The following is a 19,142-nucleotide window of genomic DNA, read 5'->3' on the forward strand; positions in this document are numbered from 1 at the left end:
GCCCCCTGCCCGTCAGTTGAGGCGGACCCAGCTGTCGGTCGAGCCGCCCAGGCGCCCGCAGCTGCCCGTGGCGAGGGCGATGTCGAGCTGGGTCTCGCTGTAGGTCGCTGATGCGTAGGTGGCTGGGCACGAGGTGGAGCCCTTCGGCGTGAACGTCACGGTGCCGTCGGTGCCGACGGCGACGGTCCCCGTCACGGCGCCGCCGCCGGTGCCGAGGTCCTGCACCGCGTATGCGGCGGAGGCGTCCACCGTCAGCAGGGTGCCGGTGCCACGGAGGAGCCACGTCCCCGTGAGGAAGGCCGGGTCCCGCACCGCCCGTGGCTGCCACACGGTCTTGCCCGGCACGATGGCCGCTCCCGCGGCCGACACCGGCGACACCCGGGTCAGCAGCCACGGGGCGGCCGGAGGGTCGACGACCCCGTTGTCGCCCGGGCACGCCCCCGTCTCGTCCGGTTCCCGCGCCACGAGGCGGCCCTCGGTCGAGATGGTCGCGGTCCAGCTGCCGACGCACGCAGGGTCGTCAGCGGGGTCCTGCACGACGAAGCCGCCCGGTGCCGGCCGCACCGCCGACGCGTCGGACGGCACGGTGGCCGTGAGCAGGTCGGGCGAGCGCGACTGGAGGAGCTTGCCGTCGGGGGTGAACCTCCACAGCCAGCCCGAGCCGTCGTCGAGGCGCCAGATGCCGGCCAGCTGGCTCGTCGGCACCGGTGGTGGACCTGACGGCGCCGGCGCCGGACGGTCGCGCAGGGCGAGGATGCCGAGCACGACGCCGGCCACCGCGCAGGCGGCGACGGCTGCCTGCACGATGGGAGTGGTGCGCGCGGTGCGCGTGCGCACGGTTCGGTCGTGGGCGTGCTGCCGCTCGATGTCCTGCTCGAGCCGCTCGATGTCGTGGTCGGTCATCTGGAGTTCCTCCCCATACGCGTGCAGCAGCTCGCTGACACGGCGCTCGGTCGTGCTCATCGGGATCCCTCCAGTCGTGCCTGCAGCGTGGCCAGACCACGGTGCGCATGCCGTTTCACCGAGCCGACGCCGATCTCGAGCAGGGCCGCGGTCTCCTTCTCGCTCAGCTGGAGGTAGTAGCGGCAGGTGATGACCTCCCGCTGACGTCGGGGCAGCTGACGCACCTGCTCCGCGAGTCGTCCGGCCTCGTCGTGCGCCACCGCCTCGGCGGCGGCGTCGGACGTCGGCTGCCCCCACGTGAGACTGGCGCGCAGGAGCGGGTCACCGCGCCGTGCACGGACGGCACGTCGCTGGTCGGACCGGCACTGGTTGATGACACCGGCGCGCAGGTAGGCGAGAGCCGAGCCCTCGTTGCGCGGCGGCCACGCGCGGAACAGCGAGAGGTAGACCTCCTGGACCGCCTCCTCGGCGCGGCCACGATCGCCGAGGAGGACGTAGGCCAGCCGCACGAGCTCGACGCAGTGGGACCGGAAGAGGCCGGTCAGGGCCTGCTCCCTGGCTCCTGGCGTCCTCTGGCCCGCGCGGACCTGTTCCGTGGCCATGCCCACCTCCGAGCAACCGTGTGTCAGAGGTGAAGTCGCTCGCGCTCCCCAAAGGTTGACACATCCTGCTGACCCGTCGACAGGTCGGAAGCTGCTCCGTCTTCCGGAGCAGGACGCGAGCGCCTGGGGGTGACCGCAGCCGCCGCGTCAGGCGCGGGGGCGCCAGCGCTTCCAGAGGGCCGTCGCCTCGGCGCGCACCTTGCCGTCGAAGCGGAGCTCGACCCGCACCGTCATCTGCGGCTCGTCCGCCTCGGTGACGACGGCGTGCAGCTCGACCGTGTCGTGCAGCGGGGCCGGCCGCAGGTAGCGCACGTCGAGCCCGGCCGTCACGTAGGACAGGTCGGCCCCGGGCAGCGGCGGCCAGCCCTGCCGCTCGGCCTCGAGCATGACCGCGGCCGCGCTGTGGCAGTCGAGCACCGTGCCGATGATGCCGCCGTTGAGGAAGCCGAGGCCGTTGTCGTGCTCGGGCCACGGCGTGAACGACGCGACCACGCCGTCGGCTCCGCCCGAGCCCAGCGGGTGGCTCCGCAGCTGCAGGCCCTTGGCGTTGCCCGGCCCGCAGCCGAAGCACGGCAGGTTCGGGTAGAGCCGCTCCTGGATGCTGAGCGGGAGGTCACGGTCGACGTCGACGGGTGCATCCGGCATACGCTCAACCTACGCGGGACGGGTAGGGCACCCGACACGGCTCCCGCACCGAGGAGGACGCTCATGAGCACGTACCAGGTCGGCTACTTCGTCGGCAGCCTGTCATCGACCTCGCTCAACCGGACGCTCGCGCAGGCGCTCATCGCGCTCGCGCCCGACGACCTCGAGTTCACCGAGATCCCGATCGGCAACCTGCCGCTCTACAGCCCCGACTTCGACAGCGACTACCCCGCCGAGGCGCGCGCCCTCAAGGAGGCCATCGCGGCCTCGTCGGCGGTGCTCTTCGTGACGCCGGAGTACAACCGCTCGATCCCCGGCGCCCTGAAGAACGCCATCGACTGGGCCTCGCGCCCGTGGGGCGAGAACTCCTTCAACCACGTGCCGGCCGCCGTCATCGGCGCCTCGCCCGGCCAGATCGGCACTGCCCTCGCGCAGCAGAGCCTCCGCGCCGTGCTCAGCTTCTGCAACGCGCGCCAGATGACCTCGCCCGAGGCCTACATCCGACTCGAGCCCGGCGCCATCGCCGACGACGGCAGCGTCACCGACGAGTCGATGCGCGAGTTCCTCACCGACTTCATGCAGGAGTTCCGCGACCACGTCGAGCGCGTGCTCACGGTCCTCCCCCGTGACTGACGGGGCTGCCGGCGTCAGTGGGCGCTGGAGGTCCTCCAGAGGTTGATGCCGCCCTCGACGGCGTGCTGGTCGATGGTGTCGAGCTCGTCCTGGCTGAACTCGAGGTTGTCGAGCGAGCCGAGGCTGTTCTCGAGCTGCCCCACCGACGACGCGCCGATGAGCACCGACGTCACCCGCTCGTCGCGCAGGATCCAGGCCAGCGCCATCTGCGCGAGCGACTGCCCGCGCTGCTTCGCCATCTCGTTGAGCGCGCGGATGTGCGTGAGGTTCTGCTCGGTCAGCAGGTCGGTCGAGAGCGACTTGTCCTGCGAGGCGCGCGAGCCCTCCGGCACGCCGTCCAGGTACTTGTCGGTCAGCATGCCCTGCGCGAGCGGGCTGAACGCGATGCAGCCGACGCCCTCCTCGCCGAGCACGTCGAGCAGGTCCTCCTCGACCCAGCGGTTCAGCATCGAGTAGCTCGGCTGGTGGATGAGCAGCGGCGTGCCGAGGTCGCGCAGGATCGCCACCGCCTCGGCCGTGCGCGGGCCCGAGTAGCTCGAGATGCCGGCATACAGGGCCTTGCCCGAGCGGACCGCGGTGTCGAGCGCACCCATCGTCTCCTCGAGCGGCGTCGTCTCGTCGAAGCGGTGGGAGTAGAAGATGTCGACGTAGTCGACGCCCATCCGCGCGAGCGACTGGTCGAGAGAGGCGAGCACGTACTTCCGGCTGCCGCCGCCCTGGCCGTACGGGCCCGGCCACATGTCGTAGCCGGCCTTCGTCGAGAGGATCAGCTCGTCGCGGTAGCGCTTGAAGTCCTGGGCGTAGATGGCGCCGAAGTTGCGCTCGGCGCTGCCGTAGGGCGGGCCGTAGTTGTTGGCGAGGTCGAAGTGCGTGACGCCGAGGTCGAAGGCGCGGCGCAGCGTGGCGCGCTGGCGCTCGAGGGGCACGTCGTCGCCGAAGTTGTGCCACAGCCCGAGCGACACGGCGGGCAGGTCGAGCCCGGAGCGGCCCGTGCGGCGGTAGGTCATCGAGTCGTAGCGGCTGCGGTCGGCCTGGTAGTCGTCGGCGTGAAGAGTCATGTGCCCCAGTCTCGTCTGCATTGCGTGCACCGCGAAAGGCGGGTCTCGCCCGCGGTTCCGGCGTTCCCCTTGTGAAGTAGTTGAACCCGAGTAAGACTCGCCTCGGGGAAGTCGCCTGAGAAGTCAACCGGCAAGTCAACTGCAGCGTGGCAGGGAGGACGAGCGCATGACCCGCATTTCCGTGACCGTCGACGGAGTGAGCTACTCCGACGAGGTCGAGCCCAGGACCCTTCTGGTCCAGTACCTTCGCGAGAACCTCGGCAAGACGGGGACGGTGATCGGGTGCGACACGAGCAACTGCGGCGCCTGCACCGTCCATCTCGACGGCACGAGCGTCAAGTCGTGCAACGTCCTCGCCGTCCAGGCGGACGGCCACGAGGTGACGACGATCGAGGGGCTCGCCGAGAACGGCGAGCTCCACCCGGTCCAGCAGGCGTTCCACGAGTGCCATGCCCTCCAGTGCGGCTACTGCACGCCGGGCATGATCATGCAGGCCTGCGACGTGCTGAAGAACAACCCGGACCCGAGCGAGCAGGAGATCCGCGAGGGCCTCGAGGGCAACCTCTGCCGCTGCACCGGCTACCACAACATCGTCAAGGCCGTGCAGCAGGCGGCGGGCACGATGAGCGGCGCGAGCTCGCAGGCGGTGTCGTCATGACCGTCACCGACGACCGGCCCGCCGAGGCCACGCCCGAGATCGGCAAGGCGCGCCGCCGCAAGGAGGACCAGCGCCTCATCACCGGCCGCACGCGCTGGACCGACAACATCCAGCTGCCCGGCATGCTGCACCTCGCCATGGTGCGCAGCCCGTTCGCGCACGCGACCATCAGCGCCATCGACGTCTCCGAGGCGAAGTCGGCCCCCGGCGTCATCGGCGTCTTCACCGGCGAGGACCTCAAGGACATCCAGGGCGTCAACATCACCGCGTGGCCGGTCTCGGCCGAGCAGAAGACGCCCGACCACCTCCCCGTCGCCGTCTCGCACGTGGCGCACGCCGGTGAGATCGTCGCCGTCGTCGCGGCCCGGTCGTCCGCGGCGGCCCGTGACGCCGCCGAGCTCGTCGACGTCGACTACGACGAGCTGCCCGCGGTGCTCGACCTCAAGGAGGCCGCCAAGGACGAGGTGCTCGCGCACCCGAGCCTCGGCACGAACACGAGCGCCACGTGGCAGCTCGACTCGGCCGGTCAGGGCAGCGGCGGCGACGTCGAGGAGGCGATCGCCAAGGCCCGCGAGAGCGGCATCGTCATCGAGCGCGAGTACCGCCAGCAGCGCCTCATCCCGGCCTTCATGGAGCCGCGCTCGACCGTCGTCGACCCGACCGGCGAGCAGGTGACGATGTGGTCGGCCACGCAGGTGCCGCACGTGCTGCGCTTCTGCATCGCCGCGACGACCGGCCTGCCGGAGTCGAAGATCCGCGTCATCGCCCCCGACGTGGGCGGCGGCTTCGGCGGCAAGCTGCAGACGACCCCCGAGGAGTTCGCGACCCTCGCCGTGGCCCGCAAGCTCGGCAAGCCGGTCAAGTACACCGAGACCCGCTCCGAGACGATGGTGAGCGGCCACCACGGCCGCGACCAGTGGCAGAAGCTGACGCTCGCCGCCGAGAAGGACGGCCGCGTCACCGCGCTCAAGGTCGACCTGATGGCCGACCTCGGGGCGTATGCCGCGCTCGTCGGCGGCGGCGTGCCCGTGCTCGGCGCGTGGATGTTCAACTCCATCTACAAGTTCGACGCCTACCAGTTCAACCTCACGAACTACTACACGAACAAGACGTGGGTCGACGCCTACCGCGGTGCCGGCCGGCCCGAGGCGACCTACGCCATCGAGCGGCTCATGGACGAGCTCGCGGCCGAGGTCGGGGTCGACCCGATGGAGATCCGCGAGAAGAACTGGATCACGCACGACGAGTTCCCGTTCACGACGGTCGCCGGCATGACCTACGACTCCGGCAACTACGAGGCCGCCACCGAGAAGGCGAAGGGCCTCTTCGGCTACGACGAGCTGCGCGCCGAGCAGCAGCGCCGCCGCGAGAGCAACGACCCGGTCCAGCTCGGCATCGGCATCTCGACGTTCACCGAGATGTGTGGCCTCGCCCCGTCGCGCATCCTCGGCGCGCTCAACTACGGCGCCGGCGGCTGGGAGAGCGCCAGCATCCGCATGCTCGCCACCGGCACGGTCGAGGTCGTCACCGGCGTCTCGCCGCACGGCCAGGGCCACGAGACGGCGTGGAGCCAGATCGTCGCCGACAAGCTCGGCGTCCCCTTCGAGAACGTCGAGGTGCTGCACGGCGACACGCAGATCTCGCCCAAGGGCATGGACACCTACGGCTCGCGCTCGCTCGTCGTGGGCGCCGAGGCCGTCGTCCGGGCCGCCGACAAGGTCATCGAGAAGGCCAAGGTCGTCGCGGCCCACCTGCTCGAGGCGAGCGTCGACGACATCGAGTTCTCGGCCGGGAAGTTCGGCGTCAAGGGCACGGACAAGGGCATCTCGATGCCCGAGGTCGCCATCGCCGCGTGGACGGGCCACAACCTGCCCGACGGCATGGAGCCCTCGATCGACGCCGACGCGACGTTCGACCCCGAGAACTTCTCCTTCCCCCACGGCACGCACCTGTGCGCCATGGAGGTCGACACCGAGACCGGGGCGACGACGATGCGCAAGTACGTCTGCGTCGACGACATCGGCACGATCATCAACCCGCTCATCGTCGAGGGCCAGGTGCACGGCGGTCTCGTCCAGGGCATCGCGCAGGCCCTCTGGGAGGGCGCGGAGTACGACGAGCAGGGCACCCTCGTGACCGGCTCGTTCGTCGACTACACGCTGCCGACGTCGGCCGACACGATCAGCTTCGTCACCGACCACACGGTGTCGCCCTCGACCTACAACACCTTGGGCACCAAGGGAGTCGGCGAGGCGGGCTGCATCGCCTCCACGCCGGCGGTCGTCAACGCGATCGTCGACGCCGTGCGCCCGATGGGCGTCAACGACATCCTCATGCCGTGCACGCCCGAACGGGTGTGGAAGGCGATCCAGAAGGGCCGCTCGGTGCCCGGCGAGGGCGAGCGCGACGCGCAGCCGCACTTCGACGAGGGCGCGCCCAACCAGGATCCCGGCGCTGCGAACGATGGGAGCCAGCCATGATCCCCGCCCAGTTCGACTACCTCGCCCCGACCTCGGTGGCCGACGCCGTGGCGGCGCTCGCCGAGCACGGTGACGAGGCCAAGGTGCTCGCCGGCGGCCAGTCGCTCCTGCCGATCCTCCGGATGCGCCTCAACGCGCCGGGCGTCGTCATCGACCTCGGCCGCATCGCCGAGCTGCAGGGCGTCACCGAGGACGGCGACCACCTCGTCATCGGGGCCATGACGACGTATGCCGACGTGCTGGCCTCCGAGGCGGTGTCGACGCACGCGGGCCTGCTGTCCAAGGCCATCGCCACGGTGGCCGACCCGCAGATCCGCCACCGGGGCACGATCGGCGGCGCGCTCGTGCACGCCGACCCGGCCGGTGACGTCGGGGCCCCGGCGCTCGCGCTCGGCGCCGAGCTCGTCATCGCCGGGGCGGGCGGGTCGACGCGCACCGTCGCGGCCGACGAGTTCTTCGAGGACCTCTTCACGACGGCCGTCGGCGAGGGCGAGCTGCTGACCCAGATCCGAGTGCCCAAGCACACCGGGTGGGGCTCGCACTACGAGAAGTTCGTGCGGGTCAGCCACCAGTGGTCGATCGTCGGCATCGCCGCGACGGTGCGCAGCGAGGGTGGCACCATCGCCGAGGCGCGGGTCGGCCTGACGAACATGGGCTCGACGCCCCTGCGGGCGCGATCGGTCGAGGAGGCCCTCGTCGGGCAGCCCGCGACCGACGAGGCCGTGCGCGCGGCCGTCGCCACGGTCAACGACGGCACGAACCCGCCTGCCGACCTCAACGGCGACTCCGACTACCGCCGGCACCTCGCCACGGTGCTGACGCGGCGCGCGGTGCTCGCCGCGGCGGGAGCGTGAAGCCCGGATGGAGCTGACCCACTCGTTCACGGTGCCGACCTCGGTCGACGACGCGTGGGCCCTGTTCATGGACCTCGAGCGTGTCGGGAGCTGCTTCCCGGGCGCGACGGTGACGGAGGTGACCGACGACGGCTTCAGCGGCACGGTCAAGGTCAAGCTCGGCCCCATCGCGCTCGTCTACTCCGGCTCCGGCTCGTTCGAGGAGCGCGACGACGCGGCCAGGCACGCCGTCATCTCGGCCAAGGGCAAGGACAAGCGCGGCAACGGCACGGCCGGCGCGACGGTGACGTTGACGCTGACCCCGGACGGCAGCGGCACCCGCGCCGACGTCGTCACCGACCTCGCGGTCACGGGCAAGCCGGCGCAGTTCGGCCGGGGCGTCATGCAGGACGTCTCCGACAAGCTGCTCCAGGCGTTCGTCGCCTGCATCGAGAAGCAGCTGACGGGTCCCGAGGCCGCGCCGGAGGGGGGCGTGACGGAGGCCGCACCGGCCGCGCCCGCCGGTGGCTTCGTCGACTCGGCCTCCGACGCCCTCGCGGCCGACACGGCAGCCTCGTCGGCCGGTGCTCCCACGTCGGCGGCGCCGGCGTCGACCGCGTCGTCGCAGCCGGCCCAGCCGGCGCACCGGCCGCCGCCCCCGCGGCGCGTCGGTTCGGACGTCGAGGAGGACGCCGCGCTCGACCTCGGCTCCGCCGTCATGCCGGTGCTCATCAAGCGGTATGCCGGCTACGGCCTCGCGGCGCTCGTCGGCATCGTCGTCGGCTGGCTCATCGGTCACGACCGCGACGCCTGAGCCCCGACCGGCTGCAGCCACCCGACCACCCCGCAGGCCCGGACGCGCACGCGACCGGGCCTGCGGCATACCTGCTCGCTCCCGGCTGTTGCACCGGGAGGACCCGCCCCCGAAAACCCTAGGAGAGTCATGTCCCGCGTCATCCTCATCGGCGGCCACGGCAAGGTCGCGCTGCTCGCCGCCCCGCTGCTCGTCGCCGACGGCCACGAGGTCGTCTCCGTCGTGCGCAACCCCGACCACGTGGCCGAGGTCGAGGCCACCGGCGCGAGTGCGAGCGTGCTCGACGTCGAGAGCGCCGGCACCGACGCGATCGCCGACCTCGTGCGCGGCAGCGACGTCGTCGTGTGGTCGGCCGGAGCAGGCGGTGGCAGCCCCGAGCGGACGTACGCCGTCGACCGCGACGCCGCGATCCGCTCGATGGACGCGGCCGCGCAGGCCGGAGTCGGGCGCTACGTCATGGTCAGCTACTTCGGCGCCGGGCCCGACCACGGGGTGCCCGAGGACAACGGCTTCTACGCGTATGCCGAGGCCAAGGCGGCCGCCGACGAGCACCTGAAGACGACCGACCTCGCGTGGACGATCCTGCGCCCGAGCGGCCTCACCCTCGAGGCGGCGACCGGCCACATCGAGACCGGTGAGGGCGTCGAGGCCGGCCAGGTCTCGCGCGACAACGTCGCCCACGTCATCCGCTCGGTCGTCGCGCACCCCGACACGACGGCCCGCCGGATCCTCGCCTTCAACGACGGCCTGCAGGCCATCGACGAGGTCGTCAGCTCCTGACGTGCTCGGCGATGACGAGGTCCTGCCAGGCCATGCCGACGCTCTTGAAGACGTTCGGCCGGTCGGTGGCCCTCGTCACGCTCCCGAGCACGACCTCGGCGAGGGTGTGCACGTCGTCCCAGGCCAGCGGCCCCTGGGCCGCGGCGAGGATGACGTCTCCCGCCTCGCGGTGGGCGGTCTGCAGGTCCTCGACGACGACGAGCGAGCGGCCGAGCAGGCCTGAGCCGAGCTCGCGCCGGTGCGGCTCGTGCGAGCCGATGGCGACGACGCAGGCGCCGTCGGCCACCCAGTCGTCGTCGATGACCGGGGTGGCGGCGGAGGTGGCGGTGACGACGACCTGCGCGTCGCGCACGGCCGTCTCGAACGCCGGGTCGTCGACGGTGAGGCCGCGCGTGGCCATCCGGTGGCTCGACGCGAGCCCCGAGATCCGTTGCGCCGTGGCCCGGGCCGCGTCGGCCCGCCGACCGACGACCGTCACCGAGGTCGGCTGCCGGATGGCGAGCAGCGCCTCCGCGTGCCCGAGTGCCTGGGGCCCGCTGCCGACGACGACCACCGACCCGACCTCGTCGGGAGCGAGGGCGTCCATGGCCACGGCCGAGACGGCGGGGGTGCGCAGCGACGTGATGGCCGTGCCGTCGACGAGCACCGACGGCGCGAGCGTGTCGGGGTCGAGCAGGACGTAGACGGCCTGGATGCGGTCGAGCCCGCGCTCGGGGTTGCCCGGCGCGACCGAGAGCACCTTCACCCCGGCGCCCGTGCGGGTCGCCGACGGCATGACGAGCAGCTGGCCGGAGCCGTCCCCCTCGCCGATGGTGGCTGCGAGGCGGGGCGGGTCGGTGGCGGGGTCGAAACCGTCGGCGAGCTCGCGGCGGATGAGCCGGCGGGCGCGGTCGGGCGACACGGCGTGGCGCACCCCGGCGGCGTCGACCCATCGCGGCTGCTGCACGCCCCGACCCTAGGCGAGAGGGCACGCGGCCGCTCGGCGGGTGTGCCGGCACACCCCGTCAGGTGCGTGCGGACGCCGGCGGGACGTAGGCTCGGTCGGTCGCCCACCACCCCCGGACGACGGCCGTCAACGACGACACGAAGTCAGGACACCATGGCGCTCAGCGTTTTCGATCTCTTCTCGATCGGCATCGGCCCGTCGAGCTCGCACACCGTCGGCCCCATGCGGGCCGCGGCGCTCTTCGCCGAGCGGCTGCGCGACGAGGGCACGCTGACGCAGGTGGCGCGGGTGCGCTCGCAGCTCTTCGGCTCGCTGGGCGCGACCGGGCACGGGCACGGCAGCGACAAGGCCGTGCTGCTCGGGCTGACCGGGGAGCGGCCCGAGCTGTGCGACCCGCGCAAGGTCGAGGGCCGGCTCGCCGAGATCCGCGCGTCGAAGCGGGTCGTGCTGCTCGGTGAGCACCCGATCGACTTCGTCGAGCTCGAGGACCTCGTGCTGCACCGGCGCAAGACGCTGCCGGTGCACCCGAACGGCATGACCTTCACGGCGCTCGCGGCCGACGGAAGCGTCGTCGCCGAGCACACCTACTACTCCGTCGGCGGCGGCTTCGTCGTCGGCGAGGACGCCGACGGCTCGACGAGGATCGTCGAGGACTCGACACCCGTCGCGCACCCGTTCCGCACCGGCGACGAGCTGCTCGCGCACTGCCGGGAAACCGGCAAGTCGATCGCGCGGATCATGCTCGAGAACGAGCTGTCGTGGCGCACCGAGCAGGAGGTGCGCGACGGCCTGCTCGAGATCTGGCGCGTCATGAAGGAGTGCGTGCGCAACGGCATCGCGACCGAGGGCGTGCTGCCCGGCGGCCTGCGCGTGCGGCGCCGTGCGCCCGAGCTCGCGCGCCGGCTGCAGCTCGAGGGCACGAGCGACGACCCGCTGCGCGGCATGGACTGGATCACGCTCTACGCCCTCGCCGTCAACGAGGAGAACGCCTCTGGCGGTCGCGTGGTGACGGCGCCGACCAACGGCGCGGCAGGCATCATCCCGGCGGTGCTGCACTACTACGCGAACTTCGTGAACGGCGCCGACCGCGACGGCATCGTCCGGTTCCTGCTCACGGCAGGCGCGATCGGCGTCATCTACAAGGAGACCGCGTCGATCTCGGGCGCCGAGGTCGGCTGCCAGGGCGAGGTCGGCTCGGCGTGCTCGATGGCCGCTGGCGCGATGGCCGCCGTCATGGGTGGCACGCCGGAGCAGGTGGAGAACGCCGCCGAGATCGGCATGGAGCACAACCTCGGGCTCACCTGCGACCCCGTCGGCGGGCTCGTGCAGATCCCGTGCATCGAGCGCAACGCCATCGCCTCGGTCAAGGCCATCACGGCCGCCCGCACGGCGCTGCGGGGGGACGGCTCGCACGTCGTCAGCCTCGACAAGGTGATCAAGACGATGCGCGAGACCGGTCGCGACATGAAGGTGAAGTACAAGGAGACCGCGCGCGGCGGCCTCGCCGTCAACGTCATCGAGTGCTGAGCGGCAGTTCGACCTCGCACTCGTAGTAGCGCATCTGCAGTCTGGCGTGCTCGACGTCGATGGTGCCCTCGCCGACGGCGATGACGTCGTCGAGCCACCGGTGCGACGGCGCCTCGCTCTGGAAGGTGAGCACGTGGACGCCGCGGCCGTCGGTCAGCGACGACAGCCCCTTCAGGGTGAAGAGCACGATGCCGTCGTCGACCTCGATGACGCCGTGGGCGTCCGGTGAGGCCCAGCCCTCGCGGATGCGCGGGAAGTTCGACCACGTCGCCGTGCCCGACAGGCGGCCGGTGAGGGTGCCGGTGCCCTGGCCGTAGATCCGGCCGTCGCGGCCGGGTGACGGCTCCACCTCGTGGATCAGGTCGTAGGTCCAGCTCGCGTCGCACAGGTGCTCGAGTCGCATGAGAGCGCTCCTCGGGGAGACGTCCCGGCCTCTCGACGCTACTCCGGTGGCTCGGCCGGGGGACCCGATCTGGGGTGACGGCGGGCGCAACGCACGGGACCGCATGCGACAGACTGGCGCGCATGGGTCACGTGTCGGTCGCCGAGCACCGGGCCGCCGTCGAGCGGCTGCTCGCCGACGGGTCGACCGAGACGGTGGCGCTCGACCGCCGTGCGGCCGGTCGTCGTCTCGCGGCCGACCTCGTCGCGGCCGACGACCTGCCGCGCTTCGACTCCTCCGCGATGGACGGCTACGCCGTGCACCCCGACCCGTCGGGGCAGTGCCGCTACCCCGTGGTCGGCGACGTGCCGGCGGGCGCGGCACCCGACTTCGCGCTCGCGCCCGGTGAGGCCGCCCGCGTCATGACGGGCGCCCGCCTGCCCGTCGGGACCGCCTTCGTCGTGCCCGTCGAGCTGACCGACGCGAGCCCCACCGGGCCGGCACCCGTCGAGGTGACCGTGACCACGGCCGGGTGGACGGCCGGGTCGACCGGTGCGCCCGCTGGCGTGCCACCGCGCCGGCACGTGCGGGAGCGGGGTGAGGACGTGCGGGCCGGCGCCGTCGTCGCCGTCCCGGGGGCGGAGGTGACGCCCGCGCTCATCGCCCTGGGCCGGTCGGCCGGGTGCACGACCGTCGAGGTCCGGCGCCGCACCCGGCTCGCCGTCGTCGCCACCGGGGCCGAGCTCGTGCCCGCCGCCACCGACCCCGGTGCGGGCGGCATCCACGAGTCCAACTCCGACATGGTGGCCGCCCTGGCCGAGGCCGCGGGCTGCGTCGTGACCCGCGTCGAGGTGTGCTCCGACGACCCGGCGCAGCTGCGTGCGCTGCTCGACGAGCTCGACGCCGACCCGCAGGTCGACGTCGTCGTGACGACCGGAGGAGTGAGCGCGGGGGCGTACGAGGTCGTGCGGCAGGTCTGCTCGCCGCTGCCGACGTTCGCCTTCGTGCACCTCGCCATGCAGCCGGGCGGCCCGCAGGGGCTCGGGCGTTACGGTTCGACGCCCGTCGTGTGCCTGCCGGGCACCCCGGTCGGGGCCTTCGTGGCCTTCCACGTGCTCGTGCGGCCGGCCCTCGACCGGCGTCACGGGGTGCCGGCAGCGGGGCCCGTTCGGGCGGCCTACGCCGGTAGGACCCGTCACACGCGGGCGGGGCGCGTGCAGTTCCTCACGAGCGTGCTGCATGCCGACGGCACGGTCACGGCGCCCGACGCGCGCCACCTCACCGCGCTCGCGGCCGCGACCTGCCTCATCGAGGTGCCCGAGGCCGTCGACGAGGTCGTGGCGGGCGATGTCGTGGTCGTGCACCCGGTCTGAGCCGCACCGGGCCGCACCGGGCCGCACCGAGCCGCACCGGAACGTGCTGGTGCGGGGGCCCGGCGCCGCGCACCTAGGCTGGGGGCCGTGAGCGCGACCCTGGTGGCCAAGGACCTCGCCGGGGGCCACGCCCACCGGACCCTCTTCGAGCACCTCGACCTCACGGTCGCGCCGGGTGACGTCGTCGGCGTCGTGGGGGCCAACGGGGCCGGCAAGTCGACGCTGCTGCGCCTGCTCGCGGGGGTCGACGAGCCGCTCGACGGCACCGTCACGACCGCGCCGTCCGACGCCTTCGTCGGCTGGCTGCCCCAGGAGCACGAGCGCGTGCCGGGCGAGACGGTGGCCGACCACATCGGGCGGCGCACGGGCGCCACGGCCGCGACGGAGGCGATGGAGGCGGCGGCAGGAGCCCTCGGGGGCGACGACCCGAAGGCCGACGAGGCATACGCCCTCGCGCTCGACCACTGGCTGGCGAGCGGCGCCCCGGACCTCGACGAGCGCATCCCGGCCGTGCTCGCAGAGCTCGGCCTCGACGTGGGGCCCGACGCGCTGATGACCTCGCTCTCGGGTGGGCAGGCGGCGCGGGCGGCGCTCGCCGCGCTGCTGCTCAGCCGGTTCGACGTCGTGCTGCTCGACGAGCCGACGAACGACCTCGACCTCGCGGGCCTCGAGCGGCTCGAGGCGTTCGTGACCGGCCTGCGAGGGGGCGTCGTCCTCGTGTCGCACGATCGCGAGTTCCTCGCGCGCTGCGTGACGCGGATCGTCGAGCTCGACCTCGCGCAGAACGCCGTGTCGGTGCACGACGGCAGCTACGAGTCGTTCCTCGAGGAGCGCGAGGTCGCGCGGCGCCACGCGCGCGAGGCCTACGAGGCGTATGCCGGCACGAAGTCCGACCTCGAGGCGCGCGCCCGCACGCAGCGGGAGTGGTCGTCCAAGGGCGTGCGCAACGCCATGAAGAAGAGCCCGGACAACGACAAGATCCGCCGCTCCGCGCAGCAGGACTCGGCCGAGAAGCAGGCGCGCAAGGTGCGCCAGATGGAGTCGCGGATCGCCCGGCTCGACGAGGTCGCGGAGCCGCGCAAGGAGTGGGTGCTGCAGTTCTCGATCGCGGCGGCCCCGCGGTCGAGCTCGGTGGTCGCGACGCTCGACGGTGCGGTCGTGCGACGCGGTGACTGGACGTTCGGCCCGGCGACGGCGCAGGTGGAGGCCCGCCGGCGCATCGGCATCACCGGGCCCAACGGCGCCGGCAAGACGACCCTGCTGTCGCTGCTGCTCGGGAGGGTCGCGCCCGACGAGGGTCGGGCCTCGCTCGGGGCGAGCGTGGCCGTCGGCGAGATCGACCAGTCCCGCACCGGGCTGCGTGACGACCTGGCACTCGGTGAGGCGTTCGGCGAGGCCGTGCCCGACCTCAACCCGGCCGAGCGGCGCACGCTGCTCGCGAAGTTCGGCCTCAAGGCCGACCAGGTGGGCAGTGCGGTGGGGCGGCTCTCGCCGGGCGAGCGCACCCGGGCGGCCATGGCGCTGCTGCAGGCGCGGGGCGTCAACCTGCTCGTGCTCGACGAACCGACGAACCACCTCGACCTGCCGGCGATCGAGCAGCTCGAGCAGGCGCTCGACGCCTACGACGGGGCGCTGCTGCTCGTCTCGCACGACCGCCGGCTGCTCGAGAACGTGCGCCTCGACGAGCGGTGGCACGTCGAGGCCGGGCAGGTCACGCGCAGCTGACGGGTCGCGCGGGCGGACTCTCGTGAAGTGACTGCGCCGCGGTGGCGCACGCGGGATCATGACGCCATGACGGCTCCGTCCGGCGCGGCGGTGGGGTCGGGCCAGGACGACGGCCCGGTCGGTGACCGCTACGCCGTGATCTGCGCCCGGCGCCCGGCCGCCTACCTCGGCCTGCGCACGCTGGCCGCCGTGGTCGCGGTCGCGACGGCCAGCTTCGTCGTCGACCTGCTCGGCATCCTCGTGTGGCTCGTGGCCAAGGTGCCGTTCCTGGCGTGGTGGACGACGGGCGAGGTCGGTGACGACGTGGACGCCGCGGCGGAGAGCCAGCTCACCCTGCCGTGGCCGCTGGCCCGGCTCGTCGTGCTCGTCGCGGGGGTCGGGGTGCTGCTCGTCAGCACGCACTGGGCCGCGCGGGGCCTGCCACCGGGCCGCGCCCACATGCTCGCCACCGTGCGCGGGCGGGCGGTGTGGCCGGGACCCTGGGCCTCGTGGGCGCGGGCGGCCGCTCGGGTCTACCCCTGGCTCGTCACGGCGGCCGGGATCGCACTGCCGCTCTGGTGGTTCCTCACGCAGCCGGAGGACTGGGCCTACTTCCCGCTCGTGCTCGTGCTGTCTCTGGGCGCGGCGTGGTTCTTCGGGCTGACCGCACGACGTGGTGGCTTCTGGCTGTTGCAGATCGTGCCGTCGGGGCTCGACGTCACGAGGGCGACCGTCTCGACGGCCGAGCAGCGCGAGCGCGACCTGAGGCGGGCCCGTGCCGAGCAGGAGTGGCCGGTACTGCCCGAGCTGCGCCTGTCGACGGCGGTCCGGGTCCTCGCGGCGCCGCCGAGCCCGTCGCGTCGCCGGACGCGGGAGCGGTCGGCCTGGTGGGTGGACGGGTCCCCGGCGACGGGCGTCGAGGACCTCGCCACCGAGCTCGTCGTGCAGGTGCTGCTCGACGCCGTGGCCGCCGGGCTGGTCGACATCGAGGTCGAGCGCTCCCGGTGCCGGTTGCGGCCCCACCTCCCGCCGGACCGCCAGCCGGCCGGGCTCGCCGCCCTGGTGCTCGGCCGCCACCGGGTGGGCGAGGTGCTCGGCCGCACACCGACCGTGCTGGGCCCGGCGCTCGACGCGGTGGCCGGCACCGACCCGTTCGCGAACGTCGTCGAGCTCGCGCTCGCCGACCTCGAGGCCCTCGGGGTGGCCCGGCGCGATCCGGACTCCGGCGCGTGGCAGCTGTCCCGGGAGCGGCTCGAGGCGGCTGGGGCGCCGGCGGCCGGTGAGGTGGCAGCTCAGGTGGGCGCCCGGGACGTCGCCCACCTGCGACGACTCGTCCGCCGCCACCTCGGCCGACGAGCCACGACGGAGGCCGGCAGCGACAGCGGAGCCCAGCAGGTCGCGTACCTCTTCGTCCGGCACGCAGAGCGTCGGCGACAGCGCGAGTACCAGCTGCCGGCTCCTTTCTGACCGGTCCCTTCTGGGCGGTCCCTCCCGAGCCACCCGGACCAGTGCCTCCGGTGGGGTGGCGCGTGCATCAGGCGGCCTGCGCGAGGGCGTGCTGCAGGCGCTCCTCGATTGCCATCGTCTCGCCGGCTGCATCGGCTCCGTCGACGTCATCGACCCCATCGGCGCCGATCGTGAGGCCGGGCAGCAGTGGCGGAGCCAGAGAGACGTAGCGGTGCCCGGTGGGCGTCGTCGTCTCGACGGCGTGCACCGCGGAGGCCCGCGTCAGGACCTGTGGGTCGCCGTCCCCGTCGGCACCGCCACCGCTGTCCCTGCCGCTGTCCCTGTCCCTGTCGCTGCCCCTGTCGCCGGGTGGGGTGAGCGTGCGCGCGGCCCAGCCGGGCAGCTGCTTGGTGTGGTTGCACCGCACGCACAGGCCCTGTCCGTTCGCGGCGCTCGTCGGGCCGCCGTCGGCGTGGTCGTGCACGTGGTCGACGTGCCGGGCCGGTGCGTCGCACCACGGGGTGCGGCACGTGCCGGCGTCCCGGGCGAGCACGAACCGGCGCAACCCTCCGTCGAAGACGCGGCGGCGTGAGTCCATGGCGACGAGCGACCCGGTGTCGGGTTCGAGGTAGAGGCGCCGCAACCACACCCGGGCCGCGGCCGTGGCGTCGGGCGGATCGTGGTCCGGGTCGAGGAGTGCTCGGGCCCACATGGCGGGCACCGTGCCGTAGCCGACGAGCTGGGCCGGCGTCTCGCCGACGGCGCGGAGCCCGCCGCAGCAGCCTGCTCGGCGGCGGCACGGTGGAAGAGCGCGCTGTCGGTCATGACGAGCTGCACCTCGACCGGCACGCCGTCGGCGGTCTCCTGACCCGTGACGCGGGCGATGAGGGTGTCGGCCATGACCTGCCCCTTGCTCCGCTCGTCACCCCCGGCGCGCGCGGAGTCGGCGGCGGCGGTCAGGGCGGCGTACGCGGCCACGGCCTGCGCGACCGGGAGCAGCGCGGTGAGGTAGGCCATCGTGTCGGGGGCCGGTCGAAGCGTGACGCGCCGCTCGGACTCGGCGCGGCGCGCCCGCGCCAGCACGGCCTCGGCGTCGAGGCGATAGGCCACGGCCTGGACCCGGCGGGCGAGCTCGCGGTCGCCCAGCGCCCCGACCGGCTCGGCGGGGTCGCCGACGACCTCGGCGTCGACGACGCGGCGTTGCTCGTCGGTGAGCAGGGCGGTCTCGCGCACGAGGATCTGGGCCCGCCACTCGTTCAGCTCGCCCGCTTCGAGCGCGGCCAGCGTGCAGGGCATCGAGGTGGTCAGGGCGAGCGCCATGGCCAGGTGCGCCGCTCCGCGCACCGGCGACTCGTGCCGGGCCAGCGCCACCTGCGCGGCCACCCCGGTCACGGCGGACGGCCGCCTGCGGCGAGAACCCGGCGACGCGGCCCCAGACGACGCAGCATCGTGGTCGGAGTCACCCGCGCGGCGGCGGTCGTCACCCGGGAGGGCGGCCGCCCGCGCCCGGTCGCGCGCGGCGCGCCACCCGTCGAAGTCGCCTACGTCGGCGCACTCCCGGGCCCGGTCCCACCACTCACGCGACGTCTGCGCCTGCGAGGCGGCGAAGGCCGCCGTGACGCGCACCTGCGCAGCGGCCACCGCGGCCTTGGCACGCTCGAGCGCGGTCAGCTGGTCGATGCGGGCGGCATCGTCGAGCGCTGCGCCATCGAGGCGGGACAGCTCGTCGAGGAGGTCAGCGAGCCCGCCACGATCGTCGGGCGCCGTCGACCCCGGAGAGGGCGCGTCGGCGCCTGCTCCCGGGTCGTGCCCGGCCGTCGTGCTCATGCCTCATTCTATTCGAACGTATGTTCGACGAGAAGGGCTTGTCCACAAGGACCGGTCGGGATTCCGCGGGCAGGGCGGGCCCGTCCGGGGCCGCTCGAGGTGGTCCCGGCCCGGCCCGGGCGCGGTCAGCCGGGTGAGTTGGTGGGGTCCGCGACCCAGGGCCCCAGCGGGGGGTCCCACCGGCGCACCACGCGGCGCAGGATGTAGCCGCCGAGCCAGTACGGGTCCTGGTCGAACGTGGCGGTCACGTCCTCGATCGAGTCGCCGCTCACCACGATCAAGCCGGCGTTGGCGGGCTCCTGGTCGGTGGGCTCGCCCTCGCTGACCTCGTCGAGGCCCTCCTGGTACATGCCGGCGACGAGCAGCCCCGGCAGCCCGCTCAGCCACTCGCGGTGCTCGGGTCGCACCGTGAGCATCTCGGTCGCGTCGTCGGGATAGGTGTAGTGCACCGCGTAGATCGCCACGGGTGGCCTCCAGTCGCTCGGTGGATCAGGTGGATCGGGTGGACTCGGTCGAGGGGGTGACGCCGAG

18 protein-coding genes and 2 pseudogenes are annotated in these 19,142 nt (G+C 73.3%); 10 read left to right on the forward strand and 10 right to left on the reverse strand.

Features of this window, described 5'->3' with window-relative positions; genetic code table 11:
- Positions 1 to 12: 12 nt before the first annotated feature.
- The 3 genes from ABD979_RS18985 to ABD979_RS18995 form a co-directional block, all read right to left on the reverse strand.
- Entirely contained in the window at positions 13 to 903 is an 891-nt protein-coding gene (locus ABD979_RS18985; RefSeq protein WP_345509088.1) for a hypothetical protein, read from the reverse strand.
- A gap of 56 nt (positions 904 to 959) precedes the next feature.
- Entirely contained in the window at positions 960 to 1,505 is a 546-nt protein-coding gene (locus ABD979_RS18990; protein WP_345509089.1) for an RNA polymerase sigma factor, read from the reverse strand.
- A 147-nt stretch (positions 1,506 to 1,652) separates the two neighbouring features.
- Positions 1,653 to 2,150, reverse strand: coding sequence for a PaaI family thioesterase (locus ABD979_RS18995; protein ID WP_345509090.1), 498 nt, complete (start codon positions 2,148 to 2,150; stop codon positions 1,653 to 1,655).
- 63 nt (positions 2,151 to 2,213) lie between these two features.
- Here ABD979_RS18995 and ABD979_RS19000 point away from each other — a divergent pair, with 63 nt between their 5' ends.
- Complete coding sequence (locus ABD979_RS19000; RefSeq protein ID WP_345509091.1) at positions 2,214 to 2,783, forward strand: NADPH-dependent FMN reductase; 570 nt, start codon at positions 2,214 to 2,216, stop codon at positions 2,781 to 2,783.
- Positions 2,784 to 2,797: 14 nt separating this feature from the next.
- Here ABD979_RS19000 and mgrA read toward each other — a convergent pair whose 3' ends face one another.
- Positions 2,798 to 3,841 carry an L-glyceraldehyde 3-phosphate reductase gene (mgrA, locus tag ABD979_RS19005; protein ID WP_345509092.1) on the reverse strand — a complete coding sequence of 348 codons (1,044 nt, stop codon included), beginning with the start codon at positions 3,839 to 3,841 and terminating at the stop codon, positions 2,798 to 2,800.
- A 166-nt stretch (positions 3,842 to 4,007) separates the two neighbouring features.
- Between mgrA and ABD979_RS19010 the strand changes: the two genes are divergently transcribed.
- The 5 genes from ABD979_RS19010 (at position 4,008) to ABD979_RS19030 (ending at position 9,406) form a co-directional block, all read left to right on the forward strand.
- On the forward strand, positions 4,008 to 4,499 hold the full coding sequence (locus ABD979_RS19010) for a (2Fe-2S)-binding protein (RefSeq protein ID WP_345509093.1): 492 nt from the start codon (positions 4,008 to 4,010) through the stop codon (positions 4,497 to 4,499).
- The gene (locus ABD979_RS19015; RefSeq protein ID WP_345509094.1) at positions 4,496 to 6,979 is read left to right on the forward strand and encodes a xanthine dehydrogenase family protein molybdopterin-binding subunit; all 2,484 of its coding nucleotides are present in this window, start codon (positions 4,496 to 4,498) and stop codon (positions 6,977 to 6,979) included. Before ABD979_RS19010 ends, ABD979_RS19015 begins: the two co-directional genes overlap by 4 nt.
- Positions 6,976 to 7,833, forward strand: a complete 858-nt coding sequence (locus tag ABD979_RS19020) for an FAD binding domain-containing protein (RefSeq protein ID WP_345509095.1) — start codon at positions 6,976 to 6,978, stop codon at positions 7,831 to 7,833. The genes ABD979_RS19015 and ABD979_RS19020 overlap by 4 nt, the downstream gene beginning before the upstream one ends.
- A gap of 7 nt (positions 7,834 to 7,840) precedes the next feature.
- Positions 7,841 to 8,626 (forward strand): SRPBCC family protein, encoded by a 786-nt coding sequence (locus ABD979_RS19025; protein WP_345509096.1) that lies wholly within the window; start codon positions 7,841 to 7,843, stop codon positions 8,624 to 8,626.
- Positions 8,627 to 8,755: 129 nt separating this feature from the next.
- Entirely contained in the window at positions 8,756 to 9,406 is a 651-nt protein-coding gene (locus ABD979_RS19030; protein WP_345509097.1) for an NAD(P)H-binding protein, read from the forward strand.
- On the opposite strand, the gene ABD979_RS19035 is transcribed toward ABD979_RS19030, so the two are convergent.
- The gene (locus ABD979_RS19035) at positions 9,396 to 10,352 is read right to left on the reverse strand and encodes an ornithine cyclodeaminase family protein (protein ID WP_345509098.1); all 957 of its coding nucleotides are present in this window, start codon (positions 10,350 to 10,352) and stop codon (positions 9,396 to 9,398) included. The two genes, ABD979_RS19030 and ABD979_RS19035, sit on opposite strands and share 11 nt — an antisense overlap.
- A gap of 153 nt (positions 10,353 to 10,505) precedes the next feature.
- Here ABD979_RS19035 and ABD979_RS19040 point away from each other — a divergent pair, with 153 nt between their 5' ends.
- Positions 10,506 to 11,879 (forward strand): L-serine ammonia-lyase, encoded by a 1,374-nt coding sequence (locus ABD979_RS19040; RefSeq protein ID WP_345509099.1) that lies wholly within the window; start codon positions 10,506 to 10,508, stop codon positions 11,877 to 11,879.
- Here ABD979_RS19040 and ABD979_RS19045 read toward each other — a convergent pair.
- Positions 11,866 to 12,282: a hypothetical protein gene (locus ABD979_RS19045; protein WP_345509100.1), complete on the reverse strand. Its 417-nt coding sequence runs from the start codon at positions 12,280 to 12,282 to the stop codon at positions 11,866 to 11,868. The two genes, ABD979_RS19040 and ABD979_RS19045, sit on opposite strands and share 14 nt — an antisense overlap.
- Positions 12,283 to 12,404: 122 nt before the next feature.
- Here ABD979_RS19045 and ABD979_RS19050 point away from each other — a divergent pair, with 122 nt between their 5' ends.
- From ABD979_RS19050 to ABD979_RS19060, 3 genes are all read left to right on the forward strand, one after another.
- Positions 12,405 to 13,634 (forward strand): molybdopterin molybdotransferase MoeA, encoded by a 1,230-nt coding sequence (locus ABD979_RS19050; protein WP_345509101.1) that lies wholly within the window; start codon positions 12,405 to 12,407, stop codon positions 13,632 to 13,634.
- Positions 13,635 to 13,721: 87 nt separating this feature from the next.
- Positions 13,722 to 15,359 (forward strand): ABC-F family ATP-binding cassette domain-containing protein, encoded by a 1,638-nt coding sequence (locus ABD979_RS19055; protein ID WP_345509102.1) that lies wholly within the window; start codon positions 13,722 to 13,724, stop codon positions 15,357 to 15,359.
- 66 nt (positions 15,360 to 15,425) lie between these two features.
- The gene (locus ABD979_RS19060) at positions 15,426 to 16,805 is read left to right on the forward strand and encodes a hypothetical protein (protein WP_345509103.1); all 1,380 of its coding nucleotides are present in this window, start codon (positions 15,426 to 15,428) and stop codon (positions 16,803 to 16,805) included.
- Between the two features lie 67 nt (positions 16,806 to 16,872).
- On the opposite strand, the gene ABD979_RS19065 is transcribed toward ABD979_RS19060, so the two are convergent.
- The 4 genes and pseudogenes from ABD979_RS19065 to ABD979_RS19075 all read right to left on the reverse strand — a co-directional run bounded on the left by ABD979_RS19065 (position 16,873) and on the right by ABD979_RS19075 (position 19,075).
- Positions 16,873 to 17,052 carry a hypothetical protein gene (locus ABD979_RS19065; RefSeq protein ID WP_345509104.1) on the reverse strand — a complete coding sequence of 60 codons (180 nt, stop codon included), beginning with the start codon at positions 17,050 to 17,052 and terminating at the stop codon, positions 16,873 to 16,875.
- Positions 17,053 to 17,235: 183 nt separating this feature from the next.
- Positions 17,236 to 17,496, reverse strand: a pseudogene (locus ABD979_RS20125) (HNH endonuclease); the annotation flags it as partial.
- A 203-nt stretch (positions 17,497 to 17,699) separates the two neighbouring features.
- Positions 17,700 to 18,611: pseudogene (locus ABD979_RS20130) on the reverse strand (DUF222 domain-containing protein); the annotation flags it as partial.
- A 125-nt stretch (positions 18,612 to 18,736) separates the two neighbouring features.
- Entirely contained in the window at positions 18,737 to 19,075 is a 339-nt protein-coding gene (locus tag ABD979_RS19075; RefSeq protein ID WP_345509106.1) for a YciI family protein, read from the reverse strand.
- Between the last annotated feature and the right edge of the window lie 67 nt (positions 19,076 to 19,142).

This window comes from Terrabacter aeriphilus, assembly GCF_039542985.1.
Taxonomy (GTDB): Bacteria; Actinomycetota; Actinomycetes; order Actinomycetales; family Dermatophilaceae; genus Terrabacter; species Terrabacter aeriphilus.

Bases quoted from the DNA above. Each gene is read 5' to 3' on its own strand.
- ABD979_RS19060 (WP_345509103.1), top strand. From the start codon at position 15,426: ATGACGGCTCCGTCCGGCGCGGCGGTGGGGTCGGGCCAGGACGACGGC.
- ABD979_RS19015 (WP_345509094.1), top strand. From the start codon at position 4,496: ATGACCGTCACCGACGACCGGCCCGCCGAGGCCACGCCCGAGATCGGC.
- ABD979_RS19030 (WP_345509097.1), top strand. From the start codon at position 8,756: ATGTCCCGCGTCATCCTCATCGGCGGCCACGGCAAGGTCGCGCTGCTC.
- ABD979_RS18990 (WP_345509089.1), bottom strand. From the start codon at position 1,505: ATGGCCACGGAACAGGTCCGCGCGGGCCAGAGGACGCCAGGAGCCAGG.
- ABD979_RS19025 (WP_345509096.1), top strand. From the start codon at position 7,841: ATGGAGCTGACCCACTCGTTCACGGTGCCGACCTCGGTCGACGACGCG.
- ABD979_RS19040 (WP_345509099.1), top strand. From the start codon at position 10,506: ATGGCGCTCAGCGTTTTCGATCTCTTCTCGATCGGCATCGGCCCGTCG.
- mgrA (WP_345509092.1), bottom strand. From the start codon at position 3,841: ATGACTCTTCACGCCGACGACTACCAGGCCGACCGCAGCCGCTACGAC.
- ABD979_RS18985 (WP_345509088.1), bottom strand. From the start codon at position 903: ATGACCGACCACGACATCGAGCGGCTCGAGCAGGACATCGAGCGGCAG.
- ABD979_RS19020 (WP_345509095.1), top strand. From the start codon at position 6,976: ATGATCCCCGCCCAGTTCGACTACCTCGCCCCGACCTCGGTGGCCGAC.
- ABD979_RS19050 (WP_345509101.1), top strand. From the start codon at position 12,405: ATGGGTCACGTGTCGGTCGCCGAGCACCGGGCCGCCGTCGAGCGGCTG.
- ABD979_RS19010 (WP_345509093.1), top strand. From the start codon at position 4,008: ATGACCCGCATTTCCGTGACCGTCGACGGAGTGAGCTACTCCGACGAG.
- ABD979_RS19045 (WP_345509100.1), bottom strand. From the start codon at position 12,282: ATGCGACTCGAGCACCTGTGCGACGCGAGCTGGACCTACGACCTGATC.
- ABD979_RS18995 (WP_345509090.1), bottom strand. From the start codon at position 2,150: ATGCCGGATGCACCCGTCGACGTCGACCGTGACCTCCCGCTCAGCATC.
- ABD979_RS19000 (WP_345509091.1), top strand. From the start codon at position 2,214: ATGAGCACGTACCAGGTCGGCTACTTCGTCGGCAGCCTGTCATCGACC.